Here is a 23,516-nt window from a genome sequence, read left to right as displayed (position 1 = left end):
CCCACCGGGCCGCGTCACGCGCGCGCGGACGTCCGGGTCGCGCCCTGGACCGCCAGGACGACGAGGCCCACGCCCAGCCACACCACACCCACCACCTGCGCGGCGGCCGAGGCCTCGACGATCACCGCGATCAGGATCGCCGCGCCGACCACCGGCATCACGACGTGCTTGAACCAGTGCGGCGGCCCCTCCGCCCGCCGCACGGCGAACCAGCCCACCACGCTCGCGTGCAGCAGGACGAAGGCGGTCAGCGCGCCGACGTCGACCACCGAGACCAGATGGTCGAGGCCGTCGTCGCGCCGCGCCGCCCACAGCGCCGCGATCATCGTCACCGTCGCCGCCACGAGCAGCGCCACGCGCGGGACACCGCCGTCGGTGCGGGCGAGCAGGTGCGGCAGGCGCCGGTCGCGGCCCATCGCGAACAGCAGCCGGCCGCCCGCCGCCTGCCCCGCGAGCGCCGCGAAGGCCGCGCCGATCGCCTTGGAGACGGCCACGAGGTCGTGCAGCCAGCCGCCGACCGAGGCGTCCACGGCGTCGTAGAAGGCCGAGCCCTGCTTGGCCGGGTCGGCGGCGAGTTCGGCCGAGGAGACCGGCTCCAGGAGCGCCACGAGCCAGGTCTGGGCCACGAACAGGACGCCCGCGAGCGCCAGGCAGAACAGCACCGCCCGCGCCACCTTCCGCGAACCTCCCGTGACCTCCTCGGCGAAGGACGCGATCGCGTCGAAGCCCAGGTACGACAGGACGGCCACCGACACCGCGCCGATCACCGCGGCGAGCGAGAACGAGCCGTCACCGGTGAGCGGCGACCACCAGTCGCGCCGCGCCCCGTCCCGTACGAGCATCACCACCGCCGAGCCGGCGAAGACGAGGAGGACCACGATCTCCATCGCGAGCACCGCGAAGCCGACCCGGGCCGCCGCCCGCACGCCCCACAGGTTCAGCAGGGTGGTGACCACCACGGCGATCCCGGTCCACACCCACCGGTCCACCTCCGGGACCAGCGCCTCCATCGCGATGCCCGCGAAGAGGTAGGCGACGGCCGGAATCAGCAGGTAGTCGAGCATCGCCATCCACCCGGCGATGAAGCCCGGCCCCTCCCCGAGGCCCTTGCGCGCGTACGTGAAGACGGAACCGGCCTGCGGCGCGACCCGCACCATCTGGGCGTAGCTGAACGCCGTGAACGCCATGGCGACGGTGGCCACGACGTACACCAGTGCGACGGCCCCGTGCGACTTCGCGTCGAGGGTGCCGAAGATGCCGACCGGCGCCATGGGGGCGATGAACAGCAGTCCGTACACCACGAGGTCACGGAATCCGAGGTTCCGTCGGAGCCCCTCGTGGTCCGCCACCTGCGTCTCCTGAGCCATGGCGCCAGTTTCGGCCACGGCGCCGCTCCATCCGCCCACCGACGCGGCCTTACGATGGGACCCATGACTGCAACGCCCGCGACGAACCGCCCGAAGCGTGTCCTGCTCGCCGCCCCCCGCGGCTACTGCGCGGGCGTGGACCGTGCCGTGATCGCCGTGGAGAAGGCCCTGGAGCAGTACGGGGCGCCGATCTACGTCCGGCACGAGATCGTCCACAACAAGTACGTCGTCCAGACCCTGGAGCGGAAGGGCGCGATCTTCGTCGACCAGGCGACCGAGGTGCCGCCGGGCAACATCGTGATGTTCTCCGCGCACGGCGTCGCCCCGACCGTCCACGAGGAGGCCCGCGTCGGCCGGCTCGCGACCATCGACGCCACCTGCCCCCTGGTCACCAAGGTCCACAAGGAAGCCGTCCGCTTCGCCAAGGACGACTTCGACATCCTCCTCATCGGCCACGAGGGCCACGAGGAGGTCATCGGCACCTCCGGCGAGGCCCCCGACCACATCCAGCTGGTCGACGGCCCCGAGGACGTGGCCAAGGTCGAGGTCCGCGACCCCTCCCGGGTCGTCTGGCTCTCCCAGACCACCCTCTCGGTCGACGAGACGATGGAGACGGTCGACGCGCTGAAGGAGAAGTTCCCGCAGCTGATCTCCCCGCCGTCCGACGACATCTGCTACGCCACGCAGAACCGCCAGACCGCCATCAAGGAGCTCGCCGGCCAGGCCGAGCTGGTGATCGTCGTCGGCTCGAAGAACTCCTCCAACTCGATCCGCATGGTCGAGGTCGCCAAGCAGGCCGGAGTCCCCGCCGCGTACCTCGTCGACTTCGCCAGCGAGATCGACGAGGCCTGGCTGGAGGGCGTGACCAGCGTCGGCCTCTCCTCCGGCGCCTCCGTCCCGGACGTCCTGGTGCAGGAGGTCCTGGAGTGGCTCGCCGAGCGCGGCTACGCGGACGTGGAGATCGTCAAGACGGCCGACGAGTCGCTGACCTTCTCGCTGCCCAAGGAGCTCCGCAACAAGGACCTGCGGGCCGAGGCGGAGAAGCTCGCGGCGGCCGCCGCGCCCGCCGCGCCCGCCGCGCCCGCCGCGCCCGTCGCGTCCGTCAAGGAGTAGCGCGGCGCGCCAGCCCTTACCGTGGGGTCCATGAACGTCTTCGGAGTGGACATCGGCGGCTCGGGCATCAAGGGCGCCCCCGTGGACCTGGAACGCGGCACGCTCGCCGAGGAGCGCCACAAGGTACTGACCCCGCAGCCCGCCACACCCGACGGTGTGGCGGGCTGCGTCGCGGAGGTCGTGGAGCACTTCGGCTGGACCGGGCCCGTGGGGGTGACCTTCCCCGGCGTGGTGACCGGCTCCACCATCCGTACGGCCGCGAACGTCGACAAGTCCTGGATCGGCGTCGACGCCGGCACCCTCCTGAGCGACCGTCTCGGCGGCCTCCCCGTGACCGTCCTGAACGACGCCGACGCGGCCGGGATCGCGGAGATGACCTTCGGCGCGGGCCGGGGCCGCAAGGGCACCGTGATCCTGCTGACCCTCGGCACGGGCATCGGCTCCGCCCTCTTCGTCGACGGCCGCCTCGTCCCCAACACCGAGCTCGGCCACCTGGAGCTCAAGGGCCACGACGCGGAGACCCGGGCCTCGACGAAGGCCAAGGAGGACGAGGACCTCAGCTGGGAGCACTGGGCGACCCGGCGGCTGCGCAAGTACCTCGCGCACGTGGAGATGCTCTTCTCGCCGGAACTGTTCATCATCGGCGGCGGCGTGAGCCGCAAGGCCGACAAGTTCCTGCCGCTGATCGAGGGCATCCGCGCGGAGATCGTCCCGGCGGAGCTCCAGAACAACGCCGGGATCGTGGGGGCGGGGATGGCGGCGGGGGCGGCCTGAGGGGGCTGGGCTGGGCGGGGATCCAGGATCCACTGCCCAACCCGAGGATCCGGGATCCAATATCCAACAGACGGATACCGAACATTGGATCCAGCCTCCGGTATCCAATATCCGGCATCCAATATCCGGCATCCGGCATCCGGCATCCGAATACCGGATTTTGGATCCGACTACGCGACCGGCCTGCGCCCCGCCGCCGGTGCCCGCCCGCCCGGGCCCTCGCCCGACCCCGCACGGGGCGTGGTGCGCCGGTGGCGGCGGCCCATGTCCCGGATCTTGCGGACGCTCGCGATGACGCCGGCGACGAGGGTGCCGCCGTAGAGCCAGCCGGCGTGCACGGCGAGGGCGGTCACGACGGCCATGGCCTGGCCGCCGAAGCCGCCCGTGCCGCCCGCGATGGGGACGACGCCGACGGCGAAGGCGATCGGGACGCCGATCGGGGCGGTGACGAGGTCGGCGGTCCGGACCCAGAGCGCGGTCAGGGCGCTGACCGGCAGGAACAGCAGCCCGTAGACGACGGGGGAGCCGTCGAGGAGCAGCTGGTCGAGGAGGCCGAGGGTCAGCATGACGGCCGAGGCGAAGAGCCCGGCGCCGAGCCCGGTGAGACGGGGCGAGGGGAGCCGGCGCAGGGCGAGGACGAGGGGCGGCACGGGCCGCCGTCCGGCGGGCCGCGCGGCGGGGGCGCCGGGCTCGGCCGCCGCTCCGGCCCGCTCCACGCGGGCGCGCCCTGCCCTGCCGGTCACGCGGTAGACGGCCGCGCCCTCCACGAGCGCGCCGGGCGGTGCGACCGGCGTGGCGGGGGTCTGCGGCCTTCGGCGGCCTTGCGGCTGACTTGTCCTGTGCTGCTCCACTCGACCAACGTAGGTCGGAAGGGGGCGGTAACCGGGTCCGGGACACGCCCTTTGGGTGACCTTGCCCATGAGAACGACCGAAGGTCGGCGTCACTGGCCGGTTCGGCCCGCCCGTAAACTGGGGGATCGGCCCACCATCCACACCTTCAGGAAGTCGCCACCGTGTCGCTCACGATCGGAATCGTCGGTCTGCCGAATGTCGGCAAGTCGACCCTGTTCAACGCCCTGACCAAGAACGACGTGCTGGCGGCCAACTACCCGTTCGCCACGATCGAGCCCAACGTCGGTGTCGTCGGTGTCCCCGACACCCGCCTGACCAAGCTCGCGGAGATCTTCGGCTCCCAGCGCATCCTCCCGGCGACGGTCGACTTCGTCGACATCGCGGGCATCGTGCGCGGCGCGAGCGAGGGCGAGGGCCTGGGCAACAAGTTCCTCGCGAACATCCGCGAGTCGGACGCGATCTGCCAGGTCATCCGCGCCTTCAAGGACGAGAACGTCGTCCACGTCGACGGCAAGGTCTCGCCGAAGGACGACATCGAGACGATCAACACGGAGCTGATCCTCGCGGACCTCCAGACGATCGAGAAGGTCCTGCCGCGCCTCCAGAAGGAGATGCGGATCAAGAAGGACACGGCGCCCAAGGTCGCCGCCGTCGAGGCCGCCCAGGCGATCCTGGAGAAGGGCGACACCCTCTTCTCGCAGGGCATCGTCCAGGGCTCGGAGAAGGCGGAGCTCCTGCACGACCTCCACCTCCTCACCACGAAGCCGTTCCTGTACGTCTTCAACGTGGACGAGGACGAGCTGACGGACGAGGCCTTCAAGGCCGAGCAGAGCGCCCTGGTCGCCCCGGCCGAGGCGATCTTCCTCAACGCCAAGCTGGAGCAGGACCTGGCCGAGCTCGACGAGGAGGACGCCATGGAGCTCCTCCAGTCGGTCGGCGCCGAGGAGCCGGGTCTCGCCACCCTCGCCCGCGTCGGCTTCGCCACCCTCGGCCTCCAGACCTACCTGACGGCCGGCCCGAAGGAATCCCGCGCCTGGACGATCAAGCAGGGCGCGACGGCCCCCGAGGCGGCCGGTGTCATCCACACCGACTTCCAGAAGGGCTTCATCAAGGCCGAGGTCATCTCCTTCGCCGACCTCGTCGACACGGGCTCGGTCGCCGACGCCCGCGCGGCCGGCAAGGCCCGCATGGAGGGCAAGGAGTACGTCATGCAGGACGGCGACGTCGTGGAGTTCCGCTTCAACGTGTGAGGCCGCAGTGGAAGGGGCCGGACTCGTCGAGTTCGGCCCCTTTCGTGTGTCCGTGCCGGTTTCAGGTGTGGGGGACCGCCGTGGCGAGGACCACCTCGAACTCCTCCAGGCTGCTGGTGGTTGCGCGGGACTTCGCCGTGGCCTCCTCGCGGACCGCCGCGACGGCGCCGCGTGAGGCCACGAGGGCGTCGCGTTCGCCGTAGAGCGCGCCGACGGCGGCTCGGCCCCGGTCGCGGTCGACGAGCAGGGAGATGCCGTCGAGGCCGGGGATCTTCTGGACCTTGGGCAGCGCGGTGTCGCGGAACGTGTCCACCAGCAGATCGATGTCGGCCGGATCGACGTCCATGCGGACCAGCCGGAACCCTCCGCCGGGCCCGACGTCCTCTGCGCGCCGGGCGACCGCCGCTTCCCAGTTGTCGATCATCATCGTCCGCGCGAAGGGCGCGAGCAGCTCGTCCCGCCGCTTGCTCAGGCTCTCGAAGCTGGCCTGCCGGGAGGCCTCGTCCTCCCACCACGATCCCACCAGGAGCTTGCCGAGCTCGCGGTCGACGAACAGCCCCATCCCGCGAAAGCCCGGCTGCGACGACAGCAGCTCGCGCCCCTCGGTCCGGAGCGCCTCGGCGACCCCGTCGAGCTTGGCCGGATCACCCGTTGCGTAGATGCTGCGAACGTACATGGCTCCCTTTCCCGTCTTTCGGCGGTCCCGTTGCGGGCTCGCGCCCCCACTCCATGCGATGACCTGGGCCGAGGGGAGGCAACGCGGCAGGGGGCAATCAGGTGAACACCCGGCGGTGGTGCGCCGCCCGCCCGACCGCCCCGGCACAGGCCGTCCTCCCGCCCACGTATCCTCGATTCCTCGGGAAATGGGGGAGAGGGATCGCGGAGGTATACAGGTGGAGTTCCGGCTGCTCGGCTCCGTCGCGCTGGTGACGGAGGACAGGGACGTAGCCTTGGGGCCCGCCAAGCGGTCCAGTCTGCTCGCCATGCTCCTGCTGCGGCCCAACAGTGCCGTGAACGTCGGCCAGTTGATCGACGCCCTGTGGGAGGAGGAGCCGCCCACGCATGCCAAGACCGTGCTCCAGGGGCACGTCTCGCGGCTGCGGGCGCTGCTCGCCGAGCACGGGGCCGAGGCGTACGGGGTCGAGCTCGCCACGCAGGGGTCCGCGTATGTGCTGCGGATGCCCGAGTCGTTGGTGGACGCCCACCGCTTCGAGGAGCTCGTCGGGCTCGCCGGGGTGCAGCGCAGGCCCGCCGACGCCGTACGGATGCTGCGCGAGGCGCTGTCGTACTGGCAGGGGCCCGCGCTCACCGGGACCGTGCACAGCAGGCCCCTCGAAGCCGCCGCCGGCGGCCTGGAGGAGCTGCGCCTCGCGTCGGTGGAGGCGCTGGCGGAGGCGTACGGACAGCTCGGCGAGCACGGCAGGGCCGCCGCCGTCCTCCGTACCGAGGCCGTCGCCCACCCGCTGCGCGAGTCCCTCGCCGCCGCGCTGATGCTGGCGCTCGCCCGCTCCGGCCGCCAGTCGGACGCGATCGACTGGTACCACCGGACCCGCCGGCTGCTCGCCGAGGAACTGGGCGTCGACCCCGGCGAGACCCTCAGCGAGGCGTACGCGACGCTGCTCCGCTCCGCCGAGCCCGTCTCGGTGCCCCGCCCCGCCACCGAGGTCAGGGCCCCGGCGCCCGAGGGCCTGCCGCGGGCCCCGCGCGGCTTCACCGGCCGCGGGGGCGAGCTGGCCGCGCTCGACCGTGCCGTGCGTGCAGGGGACGGTCCCGTCTGTCTCGTCACCGGGCCCGCCGGCGTCGGCAAGACCGCCTTCGCCGTCCACTGGGCCTACGAGCGGCGCGCCGACTTCCCCGACGGGCGGCTCTTCGCCGATCTGCGCGGCTTCAGCGACACCCCGGCGCCGGAGACCGCCGCCGTCCTGCGGGAGTTCCTGCTCGCCCTCGGTGTCGCGCCGCAGAAGGTCCCGGAGACCGTCGACGCGCGCGGTGCGCTGTTCCGCTCCCTCACCAGTGGGCGGCGGCTGCTCGTCGTCCTCGACAACGCCCGCTCCTCCGAGCAGGTCCGGCCGCTGCTGCCCGGCGGCGCCCCGTGCACGACGCTCGTCACCAGTCGCGACCGGCTCGGCGGCCTCATCGCCTCCGACGCCGCCCACCCGGTGCCGCTCGGACACCTTCAGCCCGCCGCCTCGGCGGCCCTGCTCACCACCGTGCTCGGCAAGGACCGGGTCGCCGCCGAACCGGCGGCCGCCACCCGGCTCGCCCGGCTCTGCGACGGCCTGCCGCTCGCCCTCCGGGTGACCGCCGCCCGCCTGGCCGAGCGGCCGCACTGGACGCTCGACGCGATGGTCGGCGAACTCGCCGACGAACAGAGCCGGTTGGCGCTCCTCGACGTGGAGGACCGGGGCGTCTCCGCCGCGCTCCACCTCACCGTGCAGCAGCTGCCGGAGTCGGCCGCCCGGATGTTCCGCGCGCTGGGCCTGCACACCGGCTCCGACCTGGACCGGTTCGCGGCGGCCGCGCTCGCCGGGACGACACCAGGTCAGGCCTCCGCCGACCTGGACCGGCTCGCCGCCGCCCACCTGCTCACCGAGGCCGTCCCCGGCCGCTGGACGCCGCACGACCTGGTGAGGCTGTACGCCCGCCATCTCGCCCCGCAGGCCGACCCCGAGGGCCTTCCCCGGCTCCTCGACCACTATCTGTACACCGGCCTCGCGGCCGACGCCGCCGCCGAACCCGGCTCGCAGCCCTGCTACTCGCTGCCCGCCGACTCCCGACGTCCTGCCGCCACCAGGGAGTTCGAGGACCGTACGGCGGCGCTCGACTGGTACGCGGCCGAGCGCCCCGCCCTGGAGGGCGCGGTCGCCGCCGCGGCCGCCCTCGGGATGCACGACCGGGCCTGGCGGCTCGCGCTCGTGCAGTGGCCGCTGATGCTCATGCGGATCGGGGACGGCTGGACCCCGCTCCTGGAGGCCGGGCTCGCCTCCGCCGAGGCGATCGGCGACCTCGACGCGCAGTCGCGCACGCGTGCCCTGCTCGGCTGGATCCTGCACGAGGAGGGCCGGGACGCCGAGGCGCTCGTCCACCTGGAGAAGGCGCCCGGCCTTGCGGCCCGTGCGGGAGACGCGATCAGCGAGGCGATCGCCTACGTCAACCACGCCGCCGTCCTGGACGCGAGCGGGGAGCACGAGCGGGCCGGGCTGCTGATGCTGCACGCCGTCGACCTCGCCGACCGCACCGGCCACCCCTCCACCCAGGTGCTGACCCTCCAGCACCTGGCGGGCCACTGCCTGAAGGCGGAGGAGTACGAGGCGGCGCTCGCGCACACCCTTCGCGCCGGGGAACTGGTCGCGCCCGACGCGGTGGTCACCCAGGCCTCGCTGCAGATCACCCGGGGTGAGGCGCTGGCCGGTATCGGTCGTCTCGACGAGGCCGCCGACCAGCTGGAACGTGCGATCGTCGCCGCCGAAGCGGCCGGATACGCCGAGGGTTCGGCACGGGCGGCGGCGCACCTCTCGCGCCTGTCAGCGGAACGTTAGCGGTACGCAAGCGGGACGGCAGCGCGGGCCGGGAAGCTGGATACAGCACCGAGCGAGGTGCACCGGCGCGCGTGGACCGCACGCGCCGACCGAACGCGTCAACGGGGGAGTACCACCATGCGCAACCACCGCAAGAACACCGTCCTGGCCGCCGCCGCCATCGCCGCCCTCTCGCTGGGCCTGACCGCCTGCGGCGGCGGGGACGGCGTCAAGGACGCGGGGAGCGCGAGCTCCGCCCCGTCCGCCGCCGGCACCGCCGGTGGCGGTACGGCGGACCAGGCCGCGACGAAGACCGGCTCGGGCTCCACGGGCGGCTCGACCACGGGCGGCTCCACGGGCTCCACGGCCTCCACCGGCGGCTCGAAGGCCGGCTCCACGACCGGCTCCACGACCGGCTCCACGAGCGGCCAGAGCTCCGCGAAGGCCCCCGCCTGCGCCTACGGCGACATCAAGGTCACGGCGGCGAAGGCGGACGAGGTCCCGACCGAGCACATCGTCCTCACGGCCACCAACACCTCCGGCCGCTCGTGCACCCTGCTCGAGTACCCGCTCATCGCCTTCGGCCCGATCCAGACGGCCAAGGACGTCCCGGCCGTCGCGAAGAGCAAGCCGGCCACGCTGATCGTCCTGAAGGCCGGCGAGCCCGCCTACGCGAACGTGCGGATCGCGCTCGGCGGTGTCCACGAGGACAACAAGGTCGTGAACGAGTTCAACGTGAACCTCTTCGCCGCGGAGGGCCCGGCCGAGGGCAGCATCGTCGTGAAGGCCCCCGCCGGCGGCATCGCCGTCGACGAGTCCGCCGCGAAGACGGGCTACTGGACGTACGAGCTCCGCAACGGCGCCGACGAGTTCTGAGCCGTACGAGCTCCGCAACGGCCGACGAGCTCTGAGCCGTACGACTCCGCAACGGCGCCGACGAGTTCTGAGCCGTACGACTCCGCAACGGCCGACCAGTTCTGAGCCGTACGACTCCCCAACGGCGCCGACCAGTTCTGAGCCGTTACGCCGCGAGACCCGTCTTCGCGCCCGCCCCGCACAGCGGCACCACCGTGAGCCCGGGGCGGGGCGGGGTCGCGCTCACCGCCGCCCAGCAGGCCACGCCGGTCGCCTCCACGAAGAGGCCCCGGCGGGCCAGGTCCCGCTGGGCGGCGCGGATCTGTTCCTCCGTCACCGTCAGGAACGTGCCGCCCGTCGCGCGCACCGCCCGCAGGATCTGCCGGGCGCGGGGCGGGGCCGGGATCGCGATGCCCTCGGCGAGGGTGGCCCGAGCCGGGGCCGGCTCCGTGAGGTCCTCCGCGCCCGCGTGGAAGGCGGCGGCCAGTGGGGACACGGCCTCCGCCTGGACGGCGACGAGCGCGGGCCGGCGCTCGACGAGCCCGTGGCCGTACAGCTCCTCGACGGCGAGGGCGGCGCCGAGGAGCAGGGTGCCGTTGCCGACGGGGACGACGATCGTGTCCGGGAGGCGTCCGCCGAGCTCCTCCCACAGCTCGTAGACGTAGGTCTTGGTGCCGTGCAGGAAGTACGGGTTGTACACGTGCGAGGCGTAGAAGACGCCCGGTTCGTCCGCCGCCTCGCGCGCCGCCCGGGCCGTCGCCTCGCGGTCGCCGGGCACTTCGACGACCCGGGCCCCGTGCGCCCGGATCTGCTCCAGCTTCTTCGGGGACGTGCCCTCGGGGACGTACACGACGCAGTCGAGCCCGGCCCGCGCGCCGTACGCGGCGATCGCCGTTCCCGCGTTGCCGCTGCTGTCGGCGAGGACCGTGCGGGGCTCCAGGCGGCGGGCATGCGCGGCGAGCAGCGCGGCGCCCCGGTCCTTGAAGGACAGGGTCGGCATGAGGAAGTCGAGTTTGGCCGAAACCGAGTCGGTGAGACGGACGAGCGGTGTGCGGCCCTCGCCGAGGCTCACCTCGGGCCCGTACGGGAGCGGAGGCAGCGCCTCCTCGTAACGCCACAATGAATTCACACGTGACGCGAGTGACGGGAGGGAGACCGGTCCACTCGTGAACGCGAGGTCCCAGGGGCCGCGGCACTTCGGACAACACCAGGTGAGGGCGGAGACGGGGGACTGGATCCGGCAGCGCGGGCACTCGTAGGCGGTCATGAGGGCCAGCATGTCAGCGGTGTGGCCCGGGTGTTGCGGAGTTGTGCGGGCCCTTGTGCGATTCCTATGGATCAGTCAACCTTTCGCTCGGCAGCCGGACGTTCGAGACGGCGCGGGCTTCCCGTGTCGTATTGACATGTCCATGCCGCAACTCGCGCCACAGCTCACGTGACGGCTCACGTCACGGCACCCACGTCACACCCCTGTCGTGCTCCTGCCTTACCCCCACGAGGAGGACCCCCCACATGTCAGTGATGCGCGCACCGCGCCGCCGGACGGCCACCGCCGCGGCCATCGCCGTGGCCGCCCTCGCCCTCGGCTCCCTCAGCGCCCTCCCGGCGGCCGCCGCACCGGCCGCCCCCGAGGGCGTCATCGAGAACGCCGGGGCCGAGGGCACCGTCCCGGGCAGCTACATCGTCACCCTGGACGAGTCCGCGCAGGCGGAGACCGCCAAGGGCCGGGCCGTCGCCGCCAAGTTCGGCGCGAAGATCAAGCGGACGTACACCTCGGCGATCAACGGCTACTCCGTCGAGCTCTCCGAGGCGCAGGCCCGGAAGCTCGCGGCCGACCCGGCCGTGCGGTCCGTCGTCCAGAACCGTGTCTTCCACATCGACGGCACCCAGCCCTCCCCGCCCTCCTGGGGCCTGGACCGGATCGACCAGAAGGCCCTTCCGCTGAACCAGAGTTACACCTACCCGGACTCCGCGGGACAGGGCGTCACCGCGTACATCATCGACACCGGCGTCCGCATCACCCACACCGAATTCGGCGGGCGCGCCTCCTACGGCTACGACGCCATCGACAACGACAACACCGCCCAGGACGGCCACGGTCACGGCACCCATGTCGCCGGCACCGTCGCGGGCTCCTCGTACGGTGTCGCCAAGAAGGCGAAGATCGTCGGCGTCCGCGTGCTCGACAACTCCGGCTCCGGCACCACCGAGCAGGTCGTCGCGGGCATCGACTGGGTGACGCAGCACGCCGTCAAGCCGGCCGTCGCCAACATGAGCCTCGGCGGCGGCGTCGACTCCGTCCTCGACGACGCCGTCCGCAACTCGATCGCCTCCGGCGTCACCTACGCGGTCGCCGCCGGCAACGAGACCGACAACGCCGCCAACCACTCACCCGCGCGCGTGGCCGAGGCCATCACGGTCGGCGCCACCACGTCGAGCGACGCCAAGGCGAGCTACTCCAACTACGGCAGCGGCCTCGACCTCTTCGCCCCGGGCTCCTCCATCACCTCCTCCTGGGGCACCGGCGACACCGCCACCAACACCATCTCCGGTACGTCGATGGCGACCCCGCACGTCGCCGGCGCCGCCGCCCTCTACCTGGCGGACAACCCGACGGCGACCCCGGCGCAGGTCTCCACGGCCCTCGTGAGCGCCGCCACCCCGAACGTCGTCACCAGCCCCGGCACGGGCTCCCCGAACAAGCTGCTGTACGTCGGCGGCGGCACCACCCCGCCGCCCACCGGCCCGAAGTTCGAGAACACCGCGGACTTCGCGATCAACGACAACGCGACCGTCGAGTCGCCGGTCACCGTCAGTGGCGTCTCGGGCAACGCCCCCTCGGCCCTCCAGGTGCCCGTGAACATCGTCCACACCTACATCGGTGACCTCCAGGTCCAGCTGATCGCCCCCGACGGCTCGGCGTACACGCTGAAGGCCTTCGGCACCGGCGGCAGCGCGGACAACATCAACACCACGTACACCGTGAACGCCTCCTCGGAGGTCGCCAACGGCACGTGGAAGCTGCGGGTCACGGACAACGCGGACTACGACACCGGGAAGATCGACTCCTGGGCCCTGCAGTTCTGATCCGCACCTGACGTTCCGCACCTGACGTTCCACGCCTGACGCTCCACACCTGACGTTCCACGCCCGACGTAAAGGGGGGGCGGTCGCCTGAGGGCGGCCGCCCCTTCCGTACGATGCGCGACCGAGCGTTTGTTCGCATCGCCCGTCCGCAACAGGAGCACGCACCCGTGGAGCCGAGCCAGCCGAGCCAGCCGACCCCGCCGCCCGCAGGAGGCCCGCAGCCAGGGGGCGGTCCGCAGCCCGGGGGATGGCCCGCCCCGGGGCCGTACACCTCCCCGGGGATGCCGTACACCCCGTACGGACAGCCCGGCGTGCCCGGCGCCGTCCCCTACGGGCAGCCGCCGCGCCGCTCCACCAACGGCCTGGCCGTCGGCTCCCTCGTCTCCGGCATCGTGTGCTGCCTGCCGCCCCTCGGTCTGGTCCTCGGCCTCGTCGCGCTGCCGCAGATCAAGAAGAAGGACCAGACGGGCAAGGGGCTCGCGATCGCCGGCATCGTGCTCTCCGCCCTCAGCTCCCTGCTGCTCGTCGTCGGCCTCGCGACCGGCGGCATCGGCTCGGCCTGGAACGGCTTCAAGGAGGGCGTGGACGAGGCCTCCCGCGCCCGGACGCCGTTCTCGCTGCGGACCGGGCAGTGCTTCAGCGGCGACGGCAAGCTGGAGGACTACACGACGGACATCACGATCGTCGACTGCGCCCGCCCGCACCACGCCGAGGTCACGGGCGACTTCAAGGTGACCGGCTTCGACAAGTGGCCCGGCGACGACGCGCTGGACGACCTCGCGGGGGACCGCTGCGAGACGATCAACGCGGGGTACGCGATGGACACCTGGGCGATCCCGCAGGACGTCGGGACCTATTACTACCAGCCGAGCAAGGAGAGCTGGCGGGTCGGCGACCGGGCCGTGACCTGTGTGTTCGCCAACGAGAAGAAGACGTTCTCGGGCTCGTTGCGCTCCGACAGGACGACGCTCAACCTCGACCAGACCTTCTTCCTGATGACCGTGAACCCGATCGAGACGACGGTCTACGAGGAGCCGGAGGAGGACCCGGACGAGGACTTCGCGTCGAACAAGGAGTGGGCCGGGGAGCTTCTGGTGGCGATCGACGCGGCCCGTTCGGGCCTGGGGCAGCGCCCCTGGCCGGGCGACTCCGCGGCCCCGGTCGCGGCGCTCCGCAAGCAGCTCGACACGGCCTCGAAGCGCTGGAGCAAGCTCGCCGGCGCCCCCGACGCGGACGCCTACTGGGAGGCGTACGACGCCGCCTGGGAGGCCCTTCCCGAGGACCTCGGCGCGGAGGCGCGGACCGCGCTCGGCCTGACGGGCACGCCGCCGGCGGGCGAGGGCACCCAGGCCTAGGGCCTGTCTTGGGGTCGACGAACGGGGCCGGGTCTCCCTCCGCGGGAGGCCCGGCCCCGTCCTGTGCGGACCGGGGACGGCGGACCGGGGACGGCGGCCCGTGACCGACCGCCGTTCCGGAACACCGTGAGCGGCGGGGTACCGGTCCGCGGCTCATGGGGGGCGAGGGGCGTCAGCGCCGGGTCAGGCCCCGGTCGACGGCGGTGATCAGCTCGCCGTCCGCGGTGTCCCCGTCGAGGGACCAGACCATCGCGCCGCCCAACCCGCGCTGCCGGACGTAGGACGCCTTGGTGCGCAGGACGGTCGGGTCGTCGTACGTCCACAGGCTGGTGCCGTCGAAGAGCCAGGCGTGGCCGTTCCTCGGCCCGCGGTACAGGGTGTACGTCCCCGAATCGGCCAGCTTCTTCAGGTGCTTGTAGTCCTCGGAGCCGGCCGTCCAGGTCGCCGGGGCGGGGCCGGCCGCCGGCTGCCCGAGTCCGTCGCCGCCACCGGTCACACCGGTCCAGCCCTGGCCGTAGAAGGGCATGCCGACCACGAGCTTGTGGGCCGGGGCGCCGCGCCGAAGCCAGGCCCTGACGGTCTGGTCGACGCTGAAGTCGTCCTTCGCGAAGAGCGCGGACTGCTGGGCGGTGGTCTTCTCGCCGGAGACGTGGAAGTCGTAGCCCTGGAGGTTCACGAAGTCGAAGTCCCGTATGATCGCGGCGACTTCGAAACCCGCGTCGATCTTGGCGGGGGCGGTGGGCACGTACGCGCTGAGGTCGTAGTGCCTGCGCTGCGGCTGCGAGCGCCCGTACGCGTCGAGCTGCGTGCGGAACTCCCGTACGAGCTTGGTGAAGTTGGCTTTGTCCTCGGGGCGGATCACGTTCCCGGGGGCGCCGTCCGAGCCCGGCCACTCCCAGTCCAGGTCGACGCCGTCGAAGAGTCCGACGGCGGCCCCGGCGCCGCCGCGGGCGCCGTCGACGGGCAGGTCGCCCTTGATGTAGGTGTCGATGCAGGAGGCGACGAGGGCCTTGCGTCCGGCGTCGGTGCGGACGGCGTCGGAGAAGTGCGCGGAGCCGCTCCAGCCGCCCAGCGAGATCATGACCTTGAGGCCGGGGTTCTTCGCCTTGAGTTCGCGCAGTTCGTTGAAGTTTCCGGCGAGCCGCTGGTCGGCGGTGTCGCCGACGCCGTCCACGGAGTTCGCGGCGTCGACGGGGCGGACGTAGTCGGCCCAGGGGTCCGAGCCGGGGGTGTTGCCCATGAGGCACTTCCCGTCCGGACCGACCACGCCGAAGGCGTAGTTGATGTGGCTCAGCTTGGCGGCGGTGCCGCTCGTCTGCAGATCCTTGACCTGGAAGTTCCGGCCGTAGATGCCCCATTGGGTGAAGTAGCCGACCCGCTTGAGCGTGGACGCGGACGCGGACGCGGACGCGGGCGCGTGCGGGGGCTGTGGGTGGGCGTCGGCGGCGGGGCCAGGGTGGCGAGGAGGCCGAGGGCGGCCGCGGCGGCGGTGCCGAGGGTCAGCTTGGTCAGGGCTCTGGGGCGCATGGGCTCGTTCCTGTGCGAGGCGGGAGGGAGCGTGCGGGCAGGAACTTATTGGTCTGGACCAATAGGGGTCAAGGGGTTCGACGGGATCTCGGTGGAGACTCGGCGGCGGCGCTTCGGGGTGACCGCGGGTAGCCGGGATCGTCATCACTTCGAGTGAAACTTTGGCCCATGCTTGCGGATCGCGACGTTCGGTTGTCAGGCTGTAGCTGTCAGTCAACCTGAGGGGAGTGTCCAGTGACGTTCGGTGAGCAGCCCGCCTATCTGCGCGTGGCGAGCGATCTGCGGGAGAAGATCGCCAACGGCTCGCTTCCGCCGCATACCCGCCTCCCCTCGCAGGCACGCATCCGCGAGGAGTACGGGGTGTCGGACACCGTCGCGCTGGAGGCCCGCAAGGTGCTCATGGCCGAGGGGCTCGTGGAGGGGCGCTCGGGTTCGGGGACCTATGTGCGCGAGCGTCCCGTCCCGCGGCGGATCGCCCGCTCCGGGTACCGTCCTGCGTCCGGCGCCAGCCCCTTCCGCCAGGAGCAGGCAGCCGAAGGGACCCGCGGCACCTGGGAGTCGCGCAGCGAGCAGGAGCCGGCGAGCGTCGAGGTGGCGGAGCGGCTCGGCATCGAGCCGGGGGAGCGGGTGATGCGCACGCGGTACGTGTACCGGGACGGGGGCGAGCCCATGATGGTCTCCACCTCCTGGGAGCCCCTCGCCGTCACCGGCCGGACGCCGGTCATGCTGCCCGAGGAGGGCCCGCTGGGCGGCTGCGGCGTCGTCGAGCGCATGGCGGCCATCGACGTGGTCGTGGACAACGTGGTGGAGGAGGTCGGGGCGCGGCCCGGCCTCGCCGAGGAACTCCTGGCCCTCGGTGGGGTGCCGGGCCACGTGGTCATGGTCGTGGAGCGCACGTACTACGCCTCGGGCCGTGCCGTGGAGACGGCCGACGTCGTCGTCCCGGCCGACCGCTACCGCATCGCGTACCACCTGCCGGTGAGGTGACGCCGGGGCGGGCCGGTGACCGTTCAGCGGGGTCCGGCGTCCGGGGGCGTGACCCGGAGTTAACGGGGCGTCAGTTCGTGTAACCGCCCGGCAACCGCGCGCCGTCGGCCGTCGTCACGCGCGGCTCCTACCTTCCTCGTCCGTACCCGCGACCCGGTCGGACGACAGGAACCCTCATGACGGACACGGTCACCACACCCACCCCGGAGCCGGGTGGGGGCACCTCCCAGGCCGTTCAGGCACTGGTGGAGGCCGCCCCGCCGCCCGCCGGACCCCGCCGCAGCTACGCCAGGCTGGCCGCGGACGAGAGCCGCGAGGACTACTCCCTGCGGTACGCCCCGCACTCCTTCCGGCGCTGGTCGCCCGGGACCGTCGCCGGCACCGCGCTCGGCGGCATCGCCTACCTCGCCGACTTCGCGATCGGCGCCTCGATCGTCTTCACCTACGGCTTCGGCAGCGGACTCGCCTCGATCCTCACCGCCGCCGTGCTCATCTTCCTCACCGGTATCCCCATCGCCCGGGCCTGCGCCACGTACGGCCTGGACATGGACCTCATCACCCGCGGCGCCGGCTTCGGTTACTTCGGCTCCACGCTCACCTCGCTCATCTACGCCTCCTTCACCTTCATCTTCTTCGCCCTCGAAGGCTCGATCATGGCCCAGGCCATGCACCAGGCCGTCGGTCTGCCGGTGGAGATCGGCTACCTCGTCACGACGCTGATCGTCATCCCGATCGTCTTCCGCGGCATGGGGGCGCTCGCCAAGGTGCAGGCCTGGACCCAGCCGATCTGGATCGCCGGTCTGGTGCTGCCCTTCGCCGTCCTGGCCTTCGAAGCCCCCGACGCCTGGGGCGCCTTCGCCTCCTTCGGCGGTACGGAGGGTGCCGGCGCGGGCTTCTCGTGGATCGGCTTCGGTCTCGGCACCGGCGTGGCGCTCTCCCTGATCGCCCAGATCGGCGAACAGGCCGACTACCTGCGCTTCATGCCCGCCAAGACCGAGGCGAACAAGCGCCGGTGGAACCTCGCCGTGCTCGCCGCGGGCCCCGGCTGGGTCGTCATCGGCGCGGCCAAGCAGCTCGGCGGCGCCTTCCTCGCCTTCGTCGCCCTGGAGGCCGTCGGCAAGACGCACGCCCTGGAGCCGATCGCCCCGCAGATCGAGGCGCTCAGGCCCTGGCTCGGCACCTTCGCGCTGCCCGCCGCCGCGCTCTTCGTGATCGTCTCCCAGATCAAGATCAACGTCACCAACGCCTACAGCGGCTCGCTGTCCTGGTCGAACTTCTTCTCCCGCGTCACCCACCGGCACCCCGGGCGCGTCTGGTACATCTTCCTCAACCTCGCCATCGCGCTGACGCTGATGGAGATGAACATGTTCGCCGCCCTGAACAAGCTGCTCGGGTTCTACTCCAACGTCGGCATCGCCTGGATCGCGGCCGTCGCCGCCGACCTCGTCGTCAACAAGCGGGCCGGCTGGAGCCCTCCGTACATCGAGTTCAAGCGCGCCTACCTGTACGCCGTGAACCCGGCCGGCTTCGGCGCCATGGTCATCGCCTCCGTCGTCTCGATCCTCGCCTTCTTCGGTCTCTTCGGCACCTACGCCGAGGCGTTCTCCACCTTCATCGCCGCCGGGCTCGCCGTCGTCCTCTGCCCCCTCATCGCGTGGGCGACCAGGGGCCGCTACTACCTGGCCCGCCCCAACACCGTGAACGGCCCCGGCGCCGAGGTCGCCGACGAGCGCGCGACCCACACCTGCGCGGAGTGCGAGACGGCCTACGAACTGCCGGACATCGCCGACTGCCCGGTGCGCTCCGGCCCGGTCTGCTCCCTCTGCTGCTCGCTCGACGCCACGTGCGGGGACGTCTGCCGCAAGGCCCCCGAGGCCATGGGCGGCCCCGTCCTCATGCCGGTGCCGACCGTCCCCGCGGCGGCGCCCGGGGTGTGACCTTCGGCCTCCCTCCGTCGGTTCCCGGCCGATCCGTGCCTCTTTGTGAAAACCCGTATCCGCTGTGTGAAGGTCAGGCGTAAGCTCCGGCATATGCGGATTGCGGTTTCCCGGAGATCCTTAGCGGCGCCCGGACCGGCGGAGGGAGAAGCCTGATGACCGACAGCGGCCCCGTCCTTCCCTGGCTCGTCATACGGCAGGACGACAACGGCAACCGCTACCGGGTGGGGCGGTACGCGACCAAGGACGAAGCGCAGAAGATCGCGGACAGTCTCGACGACCGCGGCCACAAGCAGCTCTACTGGGTCGAGCGCATCGGCAGTCCCGCCCTCTGACCCCGGCGGACGCCGACCGGGCCGGGCTACGCTCGCGCCCATGACGGAACGCACCACCGACCCCACCGCGCCCCACGAGCCCCACCGCGACGCCGGCCCCGGCCAGGGAGCCGGCGTCGTGGTCGTCGTCGCGGGCGCCCTGTACGACCGGGGGCGGCTGCTCGCCGCGCGCCGCAGCGCCCCCGTCGAGCTCGCCGGCCGCTGGGAGCTGCCCGGCGGCAAGCTCGAACCGGGCGAGAGCCCGGAAGAGGCCCTGGTCCGCGAGCTCCGGGAGGAGCTCGGCGTGGAGGTCGAGCCGGGCGAGCGCATCCCCGGCGAGTGGCCGCTGAAGCCCGGATACGTCCTGCGGGTGTGGACCGCCCGACTGCTCTCCGGCGAACCGCGCCCCCTGGAGGACCACGACGAGCTCCGCTGGCTCTCCCGGCACGAGCTGGACTCGGTCGACTGGCTCGACCAGGACCGCCCCGCCGTCGCCGAGGCCGCGCTGAGACTGCCGGCGGCGCCCGCCGACGGAGCGCGCGGCTGAGTCCCTACGCCGTTCGTGCCACCGTGCGCCCGCTGACGCCCCCGTCGGGATATCCCGTCCCAAATAGCGGGTATGTCCAGAATGACCCCTTGGGAGGGGGCATGGGCCTTCCTGCTGACGCACGGCTGGGGAAGTGATCGGGTGTGATCGACACCGACGGCGACCGCGCGGAGTGGAACTTCCCGGCGGAAGCGAACGCCGTGCGCACGGCTCGCCACGCGGTGCGCGAGACCCTGCGTGCCTGGGAGCTCGACACGGCCCTCGGTGACCTGACCGTCCTGCTGGTCAGCGAGCTGGTGACCAACTCCCTGCGGTACGCCTCCGGCCCCATCGGGGTCCGGCTCGTCCGCCCCCGCTCCGACGCCGCCGACCCGGCGCATCCGCCGGCGCTCCTCGTGGAGGTCTCCGATCCGCTTCCGGATCCACCCACCGAGCGGGTCCCGGGACCCGAGGACGAAGGGGGCCGCGGCCTCGGACTCGTGGCCTGTTCCGCACGCCGCTGGGGAACCCGTAGAGGAAGAACCGGCAAAACCGTATGGTTCGAGCTGGCTCTCCCTGGTGAGTAAACAGGGTGAGACAACGATCACCGGTACTCGGCGAGGGACGAACGAGACCACCCTGTGATCGGGAACGTCGTGCCGTCGGGGCCTGCCGTATTGAATACTGCGGGCATGGCCGGTCCGGTGCGGTGAGCTGGAGGGGACGGTCGCGTGAGCGAGATACCTGAGACGGCGAGCGGCGGCGTCGTGTGGCAGAGCAGCCCGCCCGGCTCGATCTATGACTACATCCGGGTGGCGTCCTTCTCGATCGGGCCCGACGGCCTCGTCGAGCAGTGGAGCCGAAGGGCCGTGGACCTCTTCGGGGTGACCGCCGAGGAGGCCAGGGGCAAGGACCCCGTCGAGGCCTTCATGCCCGCCGACCTGCGCGAGCGCGGCCACCGACGGGTCAAGGAGATCCTCGACGGCAAGGAGTGGACGGGCCTCGTCCCGTTCCGCATGCCCGGCGAGGACCGGCCCCGGGGCATCGCCGAGATGTACGTCATGCCGAGCGAGACCCAGGCCGGGGAGAGGGCCGCGCTCTGCATCGTCGTCGACGTGCGGGCCCTCCGCCGCATCGAGACCGACCTCGCCGCCTCCCAGGCGATATTCGGCCAATCCCCCTTCGGCTTCCTTCTCTTCGGCACCGACCTCACCGTGAAGCGGGCCAACCGGCGCTTCGCCACCGTCTTCGGCGGCGAGGCAGACGACCACCGGGGCCGGACCGTCCACGACTACCTCAACGCCGCCGAGGCCGACCGGATGACCACCGCCCTCCGGCGGGTCCTGGAGACCGGCGAGTCCGTCACCGACTTCCAGATCGTCGGCGCCGCCCCCGGCGCCCGCGACCGGCGCCACTGGTCCATCAACCTCTACCGCGTCCACAGCGGCTCCGGCCGGCCGATCGGCGTCGCCGGGCTCGGCATCGACGTCACCCGCCGCCACAACGCCGCAAGGGAAGCCGCCAGCGCCCGCCGCAACCTCGCCCTCCTCAACGAGGCAGGCGCCCGTATCGGCAACTCCCTCGACCTGGAGGCCACCGCACGCGAGCTCCTCGACGTCGCCGTCCCCGGCTTCTGCGACCTCGCCTCCGTCGACCTCTACCAGGGCCTCCTCACCGGCGACGAGGCACCGCCCGGCCGCTGGGGGAACTCCCACGACGTCGGCTACGGGGCGGGCAGCGCCGAACTCCGCAGGGTCGCCTTCGCCAGTGCCGTCTCCGACACCCCCCTCAGATCCGACGAGGGCCACGGCCCGGGCAGCGGCTGTTGCGGACCCGTCCCCATCGAGGTCGGGGCCGTCCACCGCTACCCCTTCAACTCGCCCTGCGCCGGAGCCCTGCGCACCGGACGCATCCGCACGGTCCCCGGCTCCGACGGAGACCTCGTCCAGTCCACCCTGGTCGTCCCGATGACCGCCCACGACACCGTCGTCGGCCTCGTCCAGTTCTCCCGCACCAAGGGCAGCGAGCCCTTCGGGGAGCGCGACCGGGCCCTCGCCGTCGAACTCGCCGCCCGCGCCGCCGTCTGCATCGACAACGCGCGCCTCTACCGCCGCGAGCACGAGCGGGCCCTGATCCTGCAGCGCAGCCTGCTCCCGCCCGGCGACCCCGAGGCCGCCGGACTCGACATCGCCTGCCGCTACCTCCCCGGCACCGCCGCCACCGAGGTCGGCGGCGACTGGTTCGACGTCATCGAACTCCCCGGCCACCGCACCGCCCTCGTCATCGGCGACGTCATGGGCCGCGGCCTGCGCGCCGCCGTCGCCATGGGCGAACTCCGCACCGCCGTCCGCACCCTCGCCCAGCTCGACCTGGAGCCGGCCGAGGTCCTCTCCCACCTCGACGAGATCGCCCGCGGCCTGGGCGCCCCCATCGGCGCACAGCAGTCCCGCACCCACAAGAACCGGGGCCCCGAACTCTCCGAGGTCTACCTCGCCACCTGCGTCTACGCCGTCTACGACCCGGTCACCCGCCGCTGCACCTTCGCCAACGCCGGGCACCTCCCGCCCGTGCTCGTCGAACCCGGCGAGGAGGCCCTGCTCCTCGACGTACCCCCCGGGATGCCGCTCGGCGTCGGCGGGGAGCCCTTCGAGGAGGTCGAGGTCGAACTGCCCGAGGGCGCCCTCCTCGCCCTCTACACCGACGGGCTCGTCGAATCCCGCGACCACCCGCTGGACGAAGGCCTCCAGGCCTTCCGGCGCGCCCTCACCGACCCGGCCCGCCCTCTGGAGGACGTCTGCGACCGGGTCCTCACCAGCCTGAACACCGGCCACGGCGAGGACGACATCGCCCTCCTCATGGCCAGGATCCAGGGGCTGCCCAGCGAGGCGGTCGGCGACTGGCGGCTCCCCAGGGAACCCCGCTCGGTCGGCCGTGCCCGTGAACTCGCGCGCGCCCAGCTCGCGGCCTGGGACCTCGAACCGCTCGTCGACACCGTCGAACTCCTCGTCAGCGAACTCGTCACCAACGCCCTGCGCTACGGCGAGGGGGAGATACGGCTCCGCCTGCTCCGCGACCGCACCCTCGTCTGCGAGGTCTGGGACGCCGGCCTGGTCCAGCCGCGCCGCCGCAGGGCCCGGGACACCGACGAGGGCGGCCGTGGCCTCCAGCTCGTCGGACTGCTCTCCTCCTCCTGGGGCTCCCGCCGCACCCCGCGCGGCAAGACCGTCTGGTTCGAACTGGCCCTGCCGGACGGCGAGGGAGCGGCGGAGCCCACGGTGGAACAGCTCCTCAGCATGTTCTGAGGGAGTCCCGGGTACGAGTTCAGGACTTCAGCGCGGCCAGCCGGGCCTCGATCTCGGCGCTGTCGCCGAGCGCGTCCAGCTGCTCGAACTGGGCGTCGAGCGAGGAGGCGGCGAGCTCCTGCTTGCCCAGCGCCCGGGCCTCCTCCCGGCGCACCTTCTCCTCGAAGCGGCTGAGCTCGCTCGTCGGGTCGAGCACGTCGATGCTCTGCACGGCGTCCATCATCCGGTTCTGGGCGTCGGCCGACTTCGACCGCGCCACCAACTCGTCGCGTCTGGCCTTCAGCTCGCCCAGCTTCGCCCTCATCTGGTCGAGGCCGGTTTTGAGCTTGGCCACCACCTCGGTCTGCGCGGCGATCGTCGGCTCCGCCGTCCGCGCCTCCTTCTCCGACTGCAGCTGGCGGCCCAGCGCCACCTTCGCCAGGTTGTCGAAGCGGTCCGCCTCCGCCGTCTGCCCGCCCGGCCGCAGCTCGTCCGCCTTACGGCTGGCGGCCAGCGCCTTCTCGCCCCACTCCTTCGCCGCGTCCACGTCCTCCTGATGGTCCTGCTCCATCAGCCGGAGGTTGCCGATGGTCGCCGCCACCGCCTCCTCCGCCTCCGCGATGTTGTTCGCGTAGTCGCGGATCAGCTGGTCCAGCATCTTCTGCGGATCCTCCGCCTGGTCGAGGAGGGCGTTGATGTTCGCCTTCGCCAGCTGGGTGACGCGGCCGAGAACGGTCTGCTTGGTCATGGCACTGCTCCTTGGGGATCCGGTG

At 72.3% G+C, this 23,516-nt stretch carries 19 protein-coding genes; 13 read left to right on the top strand and 6 right to left on the bottom strand.

The window, feature by feature from the left end; translation table 11 throughout:
- Nucleotides 1–14: 14 nt before the first annotated feature.
- Nucleotides 15–1,367 carry an APC family permease gene (locus tag AC07AW_RS03200; RefSeq protein ID WP_478813783.1) on the bottom strand — a complete coding sequence of 451 codons (1,353 nt, stop codon included), beginning with the start codon at nucleotides 1,365–1,367 and terminating at the stop codon, nucleotides 15–17.
- 54 nt (nucleotides 1,368–1,421) lie between these two features.
- On the opposite strand from AC07AW_RS03200, the gene AC07AW_RS03195 reads away from it, so the two are divergent.
- On the top strand, nucleotides 1,422–2,480 hold the full coding sequence (locus AC07AW_RS03195; RefSeq protein WP_478813782.1) for a 4-hydroxy-3-methylbut-2-enyl diphosphate reductase: 1,059 nt from the start codon (nucleotides 1,422–1,424) through the stop codon (nucleotides 2,478–2,480).
- A gap of 30 nt (nucleotides 2,481–2,510) precedes the next feature.
- Complete coding sequence (gene ppgK / locus AC07AW_RS03190; protein ID WP_478813781.1) at nucleotides 2,511–3,254, top strand: polyphosphate--glucose phosphotransferase; 744 nt, start codon at nucleotides 2,511–2,513, stop codon at nucleotides 3,252–3,254.
- Between the two features lie 170 nt (nucleotides 3,255–3,424).
- Here the strand turns inward: ppgK and AC07AW_RS03185 are convergent, their stop codons facing one another.
- Nucleotides 3,425–4,105, bottom strand: a complete 681-nt coding sequence (locus tag AC07AW_RS03185; RefSeq protein WP_478813780.1) for a DUF6542 domain-containing protein — start codon at nucleotides 4,103–4,105, stop codon at nucleotides 3,425–3,427.
- Nucleotides 4,106–4,267: 162 nt separating this feature from the next.
- Here AC07AW_RS03185 and ychF point away from each other — a divergent pair, with 162 nt between their 5' ends.
- A complete protein-coding gene (gene ychF / locus AC07AW_RS03180) occupies nucleotides 4,268–5,356 on the top strand; it encodes a redox-regulated ATPase YchF (RefSeq protein ID WP_478813779.1) in 1,089 nt (362 codons plus the stop codon).
- 61 nt (nucleotides 5,357–5,417) lie between these two features.
- Here the strand turns inward: ychF and AC07AW_RS03175 are convergent, their stop codons facing one another.
- Nucleotides 5,418–6,032, bottom strand: a complete 615-nt coding sequence (locus AC07AW_RS03175) for an antibiotic biosynthesis monooxygenase (RefSeq protein ID WP_478813778.1) — start codon at nucleotides 6,030–6,032, stop codon at nucleotides 5,418–5,420.
- A 217-nt stretch (nucleotides 6,033–6,249) separates the two neighbouring features.
- Between AC07AW_RS03175 and AC07AW_RS03170 the strand changes: the two genes are divergently transcribed.
- Nucleotides 6,250–8,895: an AfsR/SARP family transcriptional regulator gene (locus tag AC07AW_RS03170; RefSeq protein ID WP_478813777.1), complete on the top strand. Its 2,646-nt coding sequence runs from the start codon at nucleotides 6,250–6,252 to the stop codon at nucleotides 8,893–8,895.
- Between the two features lie 117 nt (nucleotides 8,896–9,012).
- Nucleotides 9,013–9,750 carry a DUF4232 domain-containing protein gene (locus AC07AW_RS03165; RefSeq protein WP_478813776.1) on the top strand — a complete coding sequence of 246 codons (738 nt, stop codon included), beginning with the start codon at nucleotides 9,013–9,015 and terminating at the stop codon, nucleotides 9,748–9,750.
- Between the two features lie 145 nt (nucleotides 9,751–9,895).
- Here the strand turns inward: AC07AW_RS03165 and AC07AW_RS03160 are convergent, their stop codons facing one another.
- The gene (locus AC07AW_RS03160) at nucleotides 9,896–11,008 is read right to left on the bottom strand and encodes a threonine synthase (protein ID WP_478813775.1); all 1,113 of its coding nucleotides are present in this window, start codon (nucleotides 11,006–11,008) and stop codon (nucleotides 9,896–9,898) included.
- A 233-nt stretch (nucleotides 11,009–11,241) separates the two neighbouring features.
- Here AC07AW_RS03160 and AC07AW_RS03155 point away from each other — a divergent pair, with 233 nt between their 5' ends.
- Both AC07AW_RS03155 and AC07AW_RS03150 read left to right on the top strand, forming a co-directional pair.
- Nucleotides 11,242–12,816, top strand: coding sequence for a S8 family peptidase (locus AC07AW_RS03155; protein WP_478813774.1), 1,575 nt, complete (start codon nucleotides 11,242–11,244; stop codon nucleotides 12,814–12,816).
- Nucleotides 12,817–13,097: 281 nt separating this feature from the next.
- A complete protein-coding gene (locus AC07AW_RS03150; protein WP_478813773.1) occupies nucleotides 13,098–14,171 on the top strand; it encodes a DUF4190 domain-containing protein in 1,074 nt (357 codons plus the stop codon).
- Nucleotides 14,172–14,343: 172 nt separating this feature from the next.
- On the opposite strand, the gene AC07AW_RS03145 is transcribed toward AC07AW_RS03150, so the two are convergent.
- The gene (locus AC07AW_RS03145) at nucleotides 14,344–15,843 is read right to left on the bottom strand and encodes a glycoside hydrolase family 18 protein (RefSeq protein ID WP_478814378.1); all 1,500 of its coding nucleotides are present in this window, start codon (nucleotides 15,841–15,843) and stop codon (nucleotides 14,344–14,346) included.
- 89 nt (nucleotides 15,844–15,932) lie between these two features.
- On the opposite strand from AC07AW_RS03145, the gene AC07AW_RS03140 reads away from it, so the two are divergent.
- The 6 genes from AC07AW_RS03140 to AC07AW_RS03115 all read left to right on the top strand — a co-directional run bounded on the left by AC07AW_RS03140 (nucleotide 15,933) and on the right by AC07AW_RS03115 (nucleotide 22,764).
- Nucleotides 15,933–16,685, top strand: a complete 753-nt coding sequence (locus AC07AW_RS03140; RefSeq protein WP_478813772.1) for a GntR family transcriptional regulator — start codon at nucleotides 15,933–15,935, stop codon at nucleotides 16,683–16,685.
- A gap of 176 nt (nucleotides 16,686–16,861) precedes the next feature.
- A complete protein-coding gene (locus AC07AW_RS03135) occupies nucleotides 16,862–18,622 on the top strand; it encodes a purine-cytosine permease family protein (protein WP_478813771.1) in 1,761 nt (586 codons plus the stop codon).
- Nucleotides 18,623–18,777: 155 nt separating this feature from the next.
- Nucleotides 18,778–18,957 carry an SPOR domain-containing protein gene (locus tag AC07AW_RS03130; RefSeq protein ID WP_093874257.1) on the top strand — a complete coding sequence of 60 codons (180 nt, stop codon included), beginning with the start codon at nucleotides 18,778–18,780 and terminating at the stop codon, nucleotides 18,955–18,957.
- 40 nt (nucleotides 18,958–18,997) lie between these two features.
- Entirely contained in the window at nucleotides 18,998–19,483 is a 486-nt protein-coding gene (locus tag AC07AW_RS03125; protein ID WP_478813770.1) for a (deoxy)nucleoside triphosphate pyrophosphohydrolase, read from the top strand.
- Between the two features lie 143 nt (nucleotides 19,484–19,626).
- Nucleotides 19,627–20,049 carry an ATP-binding protein gene (locus AC07AW_RS03120; protein ID WP_478813769.1) on the top strand — a complete coding sequence of 141 codons (423 nt, stop codon included), beginning with the start codon at nucleotides 19,627–19,629 and terminating at the stop codon, nucleotides 20,047–20,049.
- Nucleotides 20,050–20,193: 144 nt separating this feature from the next.
- Nucleotides 20,194–22,764, top strand: coding sequence for a SpoIIE family protein phosphatase (locus tag AC07AW_RS03115; RefSeq protein ID WP_478813768.1), 2,571 nt, complete (start codon nucleotides 20,194–20,196; stop codon nucleotides 22,762–22,764).
- Between the two features lie 19 nt (nucleotides 22,765–22,783).
- Here the strand turns inward: AC07AW_RS03115 and AC07AW_RS03110 are convergent, their stop codons facing one another.
- Complete coding sequence (locus tag AC07AW_RS03110) at nucleotides 22,784–23,491, bottom strand: PspA/IM30 family protein (RefSeq protein ID WP_478813767.1); 708 nt, start codon at nucleotides 23,489–23,491, stop codon at nucleotides 22,784–22,786.
- Nucleotides 23,492–23,516: the final 25 nt, after the last annotated feature.

Source organism: Streptomyces sp. NPDC044003, assembly GCF_056435185.1.
This window is presented reverse-complemented; position numbering and strand designations above follow the sequence as displayed.

Excerpts from the sequence above, each read along its gene's own strand:
- AC07AW_RS03150 (WP_478813773.1), top strand. The coding sequence starts at position 13,098 with ATGCCGTACACCCCGTACGGACAGCCCGGCGTGCCCGGCGCCGTCCCC.
- AC07AW_RS03130 (WP_093874257.1), top strand. The coding sequence starts at position 18,778 with ATGACCGACAGCGGCCCCGTCCTTCCCTGGCTCGTCATACGGCAGGAC.
- AC07AW_RS03200 (WP_478813783.1), bottom strand. The coding sequence starts at position 1,367 with ATGGCTCAGGAGACGCAGGTGGCGGACCACGAGGGGCTCCGACGGAAC.
- AC07AW_RS03145 (WP_478814378.1), bottom strand. The coding sequence starts at position 15,843 with ATGACGATCCCGGCTACCCGCGGTCACCCCGAAGCGCCGCCGCCGAGT.
- AC07AW_RS03125 (WP_478813770.1), top strand. The coding sequence starts at position 18,998 with ATGACGGAACGCACCACCGACCCCACCGCGCCCCACGAGCCCCACCGC.
- AC07AW_RS03175 (WP_478813778.1), bottom strand. The coding sequence starts at position 6,032 with ATGTACGTTCGCAGCATCTACGCAACGGGTGATCCGGCCAAGCTCGAC.
- AC07AW_RS03195 (WP_478813782.1), top strand. The coding sequence starts at position 1,422 with ATGGGACCCATGACTGCAACGCCCGCGACGAACCGCCCGAAGCGTGTC.
- AC07AW_RS03110 (WP_478813767.1), bottom strand. The coding sequence starts at position 23,491 with ATGACCAAGCAGACCGTTCTCGGCCGCGTCACCCAGCTGGCGAAGGCG.
- AC07AW_RS03165 (WP_478813776.1), top strand. The coding sequence starts at position 9,013 with ATGCGCAACCACCGCAAGAACACCGTCCTGGCCGCCGCCGCCATCGCC.
- AC07AW_RS03160 (WP_478813775.1), bottom strand. The coding sequence starts at position 11,008 with ATGCTGGCCCTCATGACCGCCTACGAGTGCCCGCGCTGCCGGATCCAG.
- AC07AW_RS03155 (WP_478813774.1), top strand. The coding sequence starts at position 11,242 with ATGTCAGTGATGCGCGCACCGCGCCGCCGGACGGCCACCGCCGCGGCC.
- AC07AW_RS03135 (WP_478813771.1), top strand. The coding sequence starts at position 16,862 with ATGACGGACACGGTCACCACACCCACCCCGGAGCCGGGTGGGGGCACC.
- ppgK (WP_478813781.1), top strand. The coding sequence starts at position 2,511 with ATGAACGTCTTCGGAGTGGACATCGGCGGCTCGGGCATCAAGGGCGCC.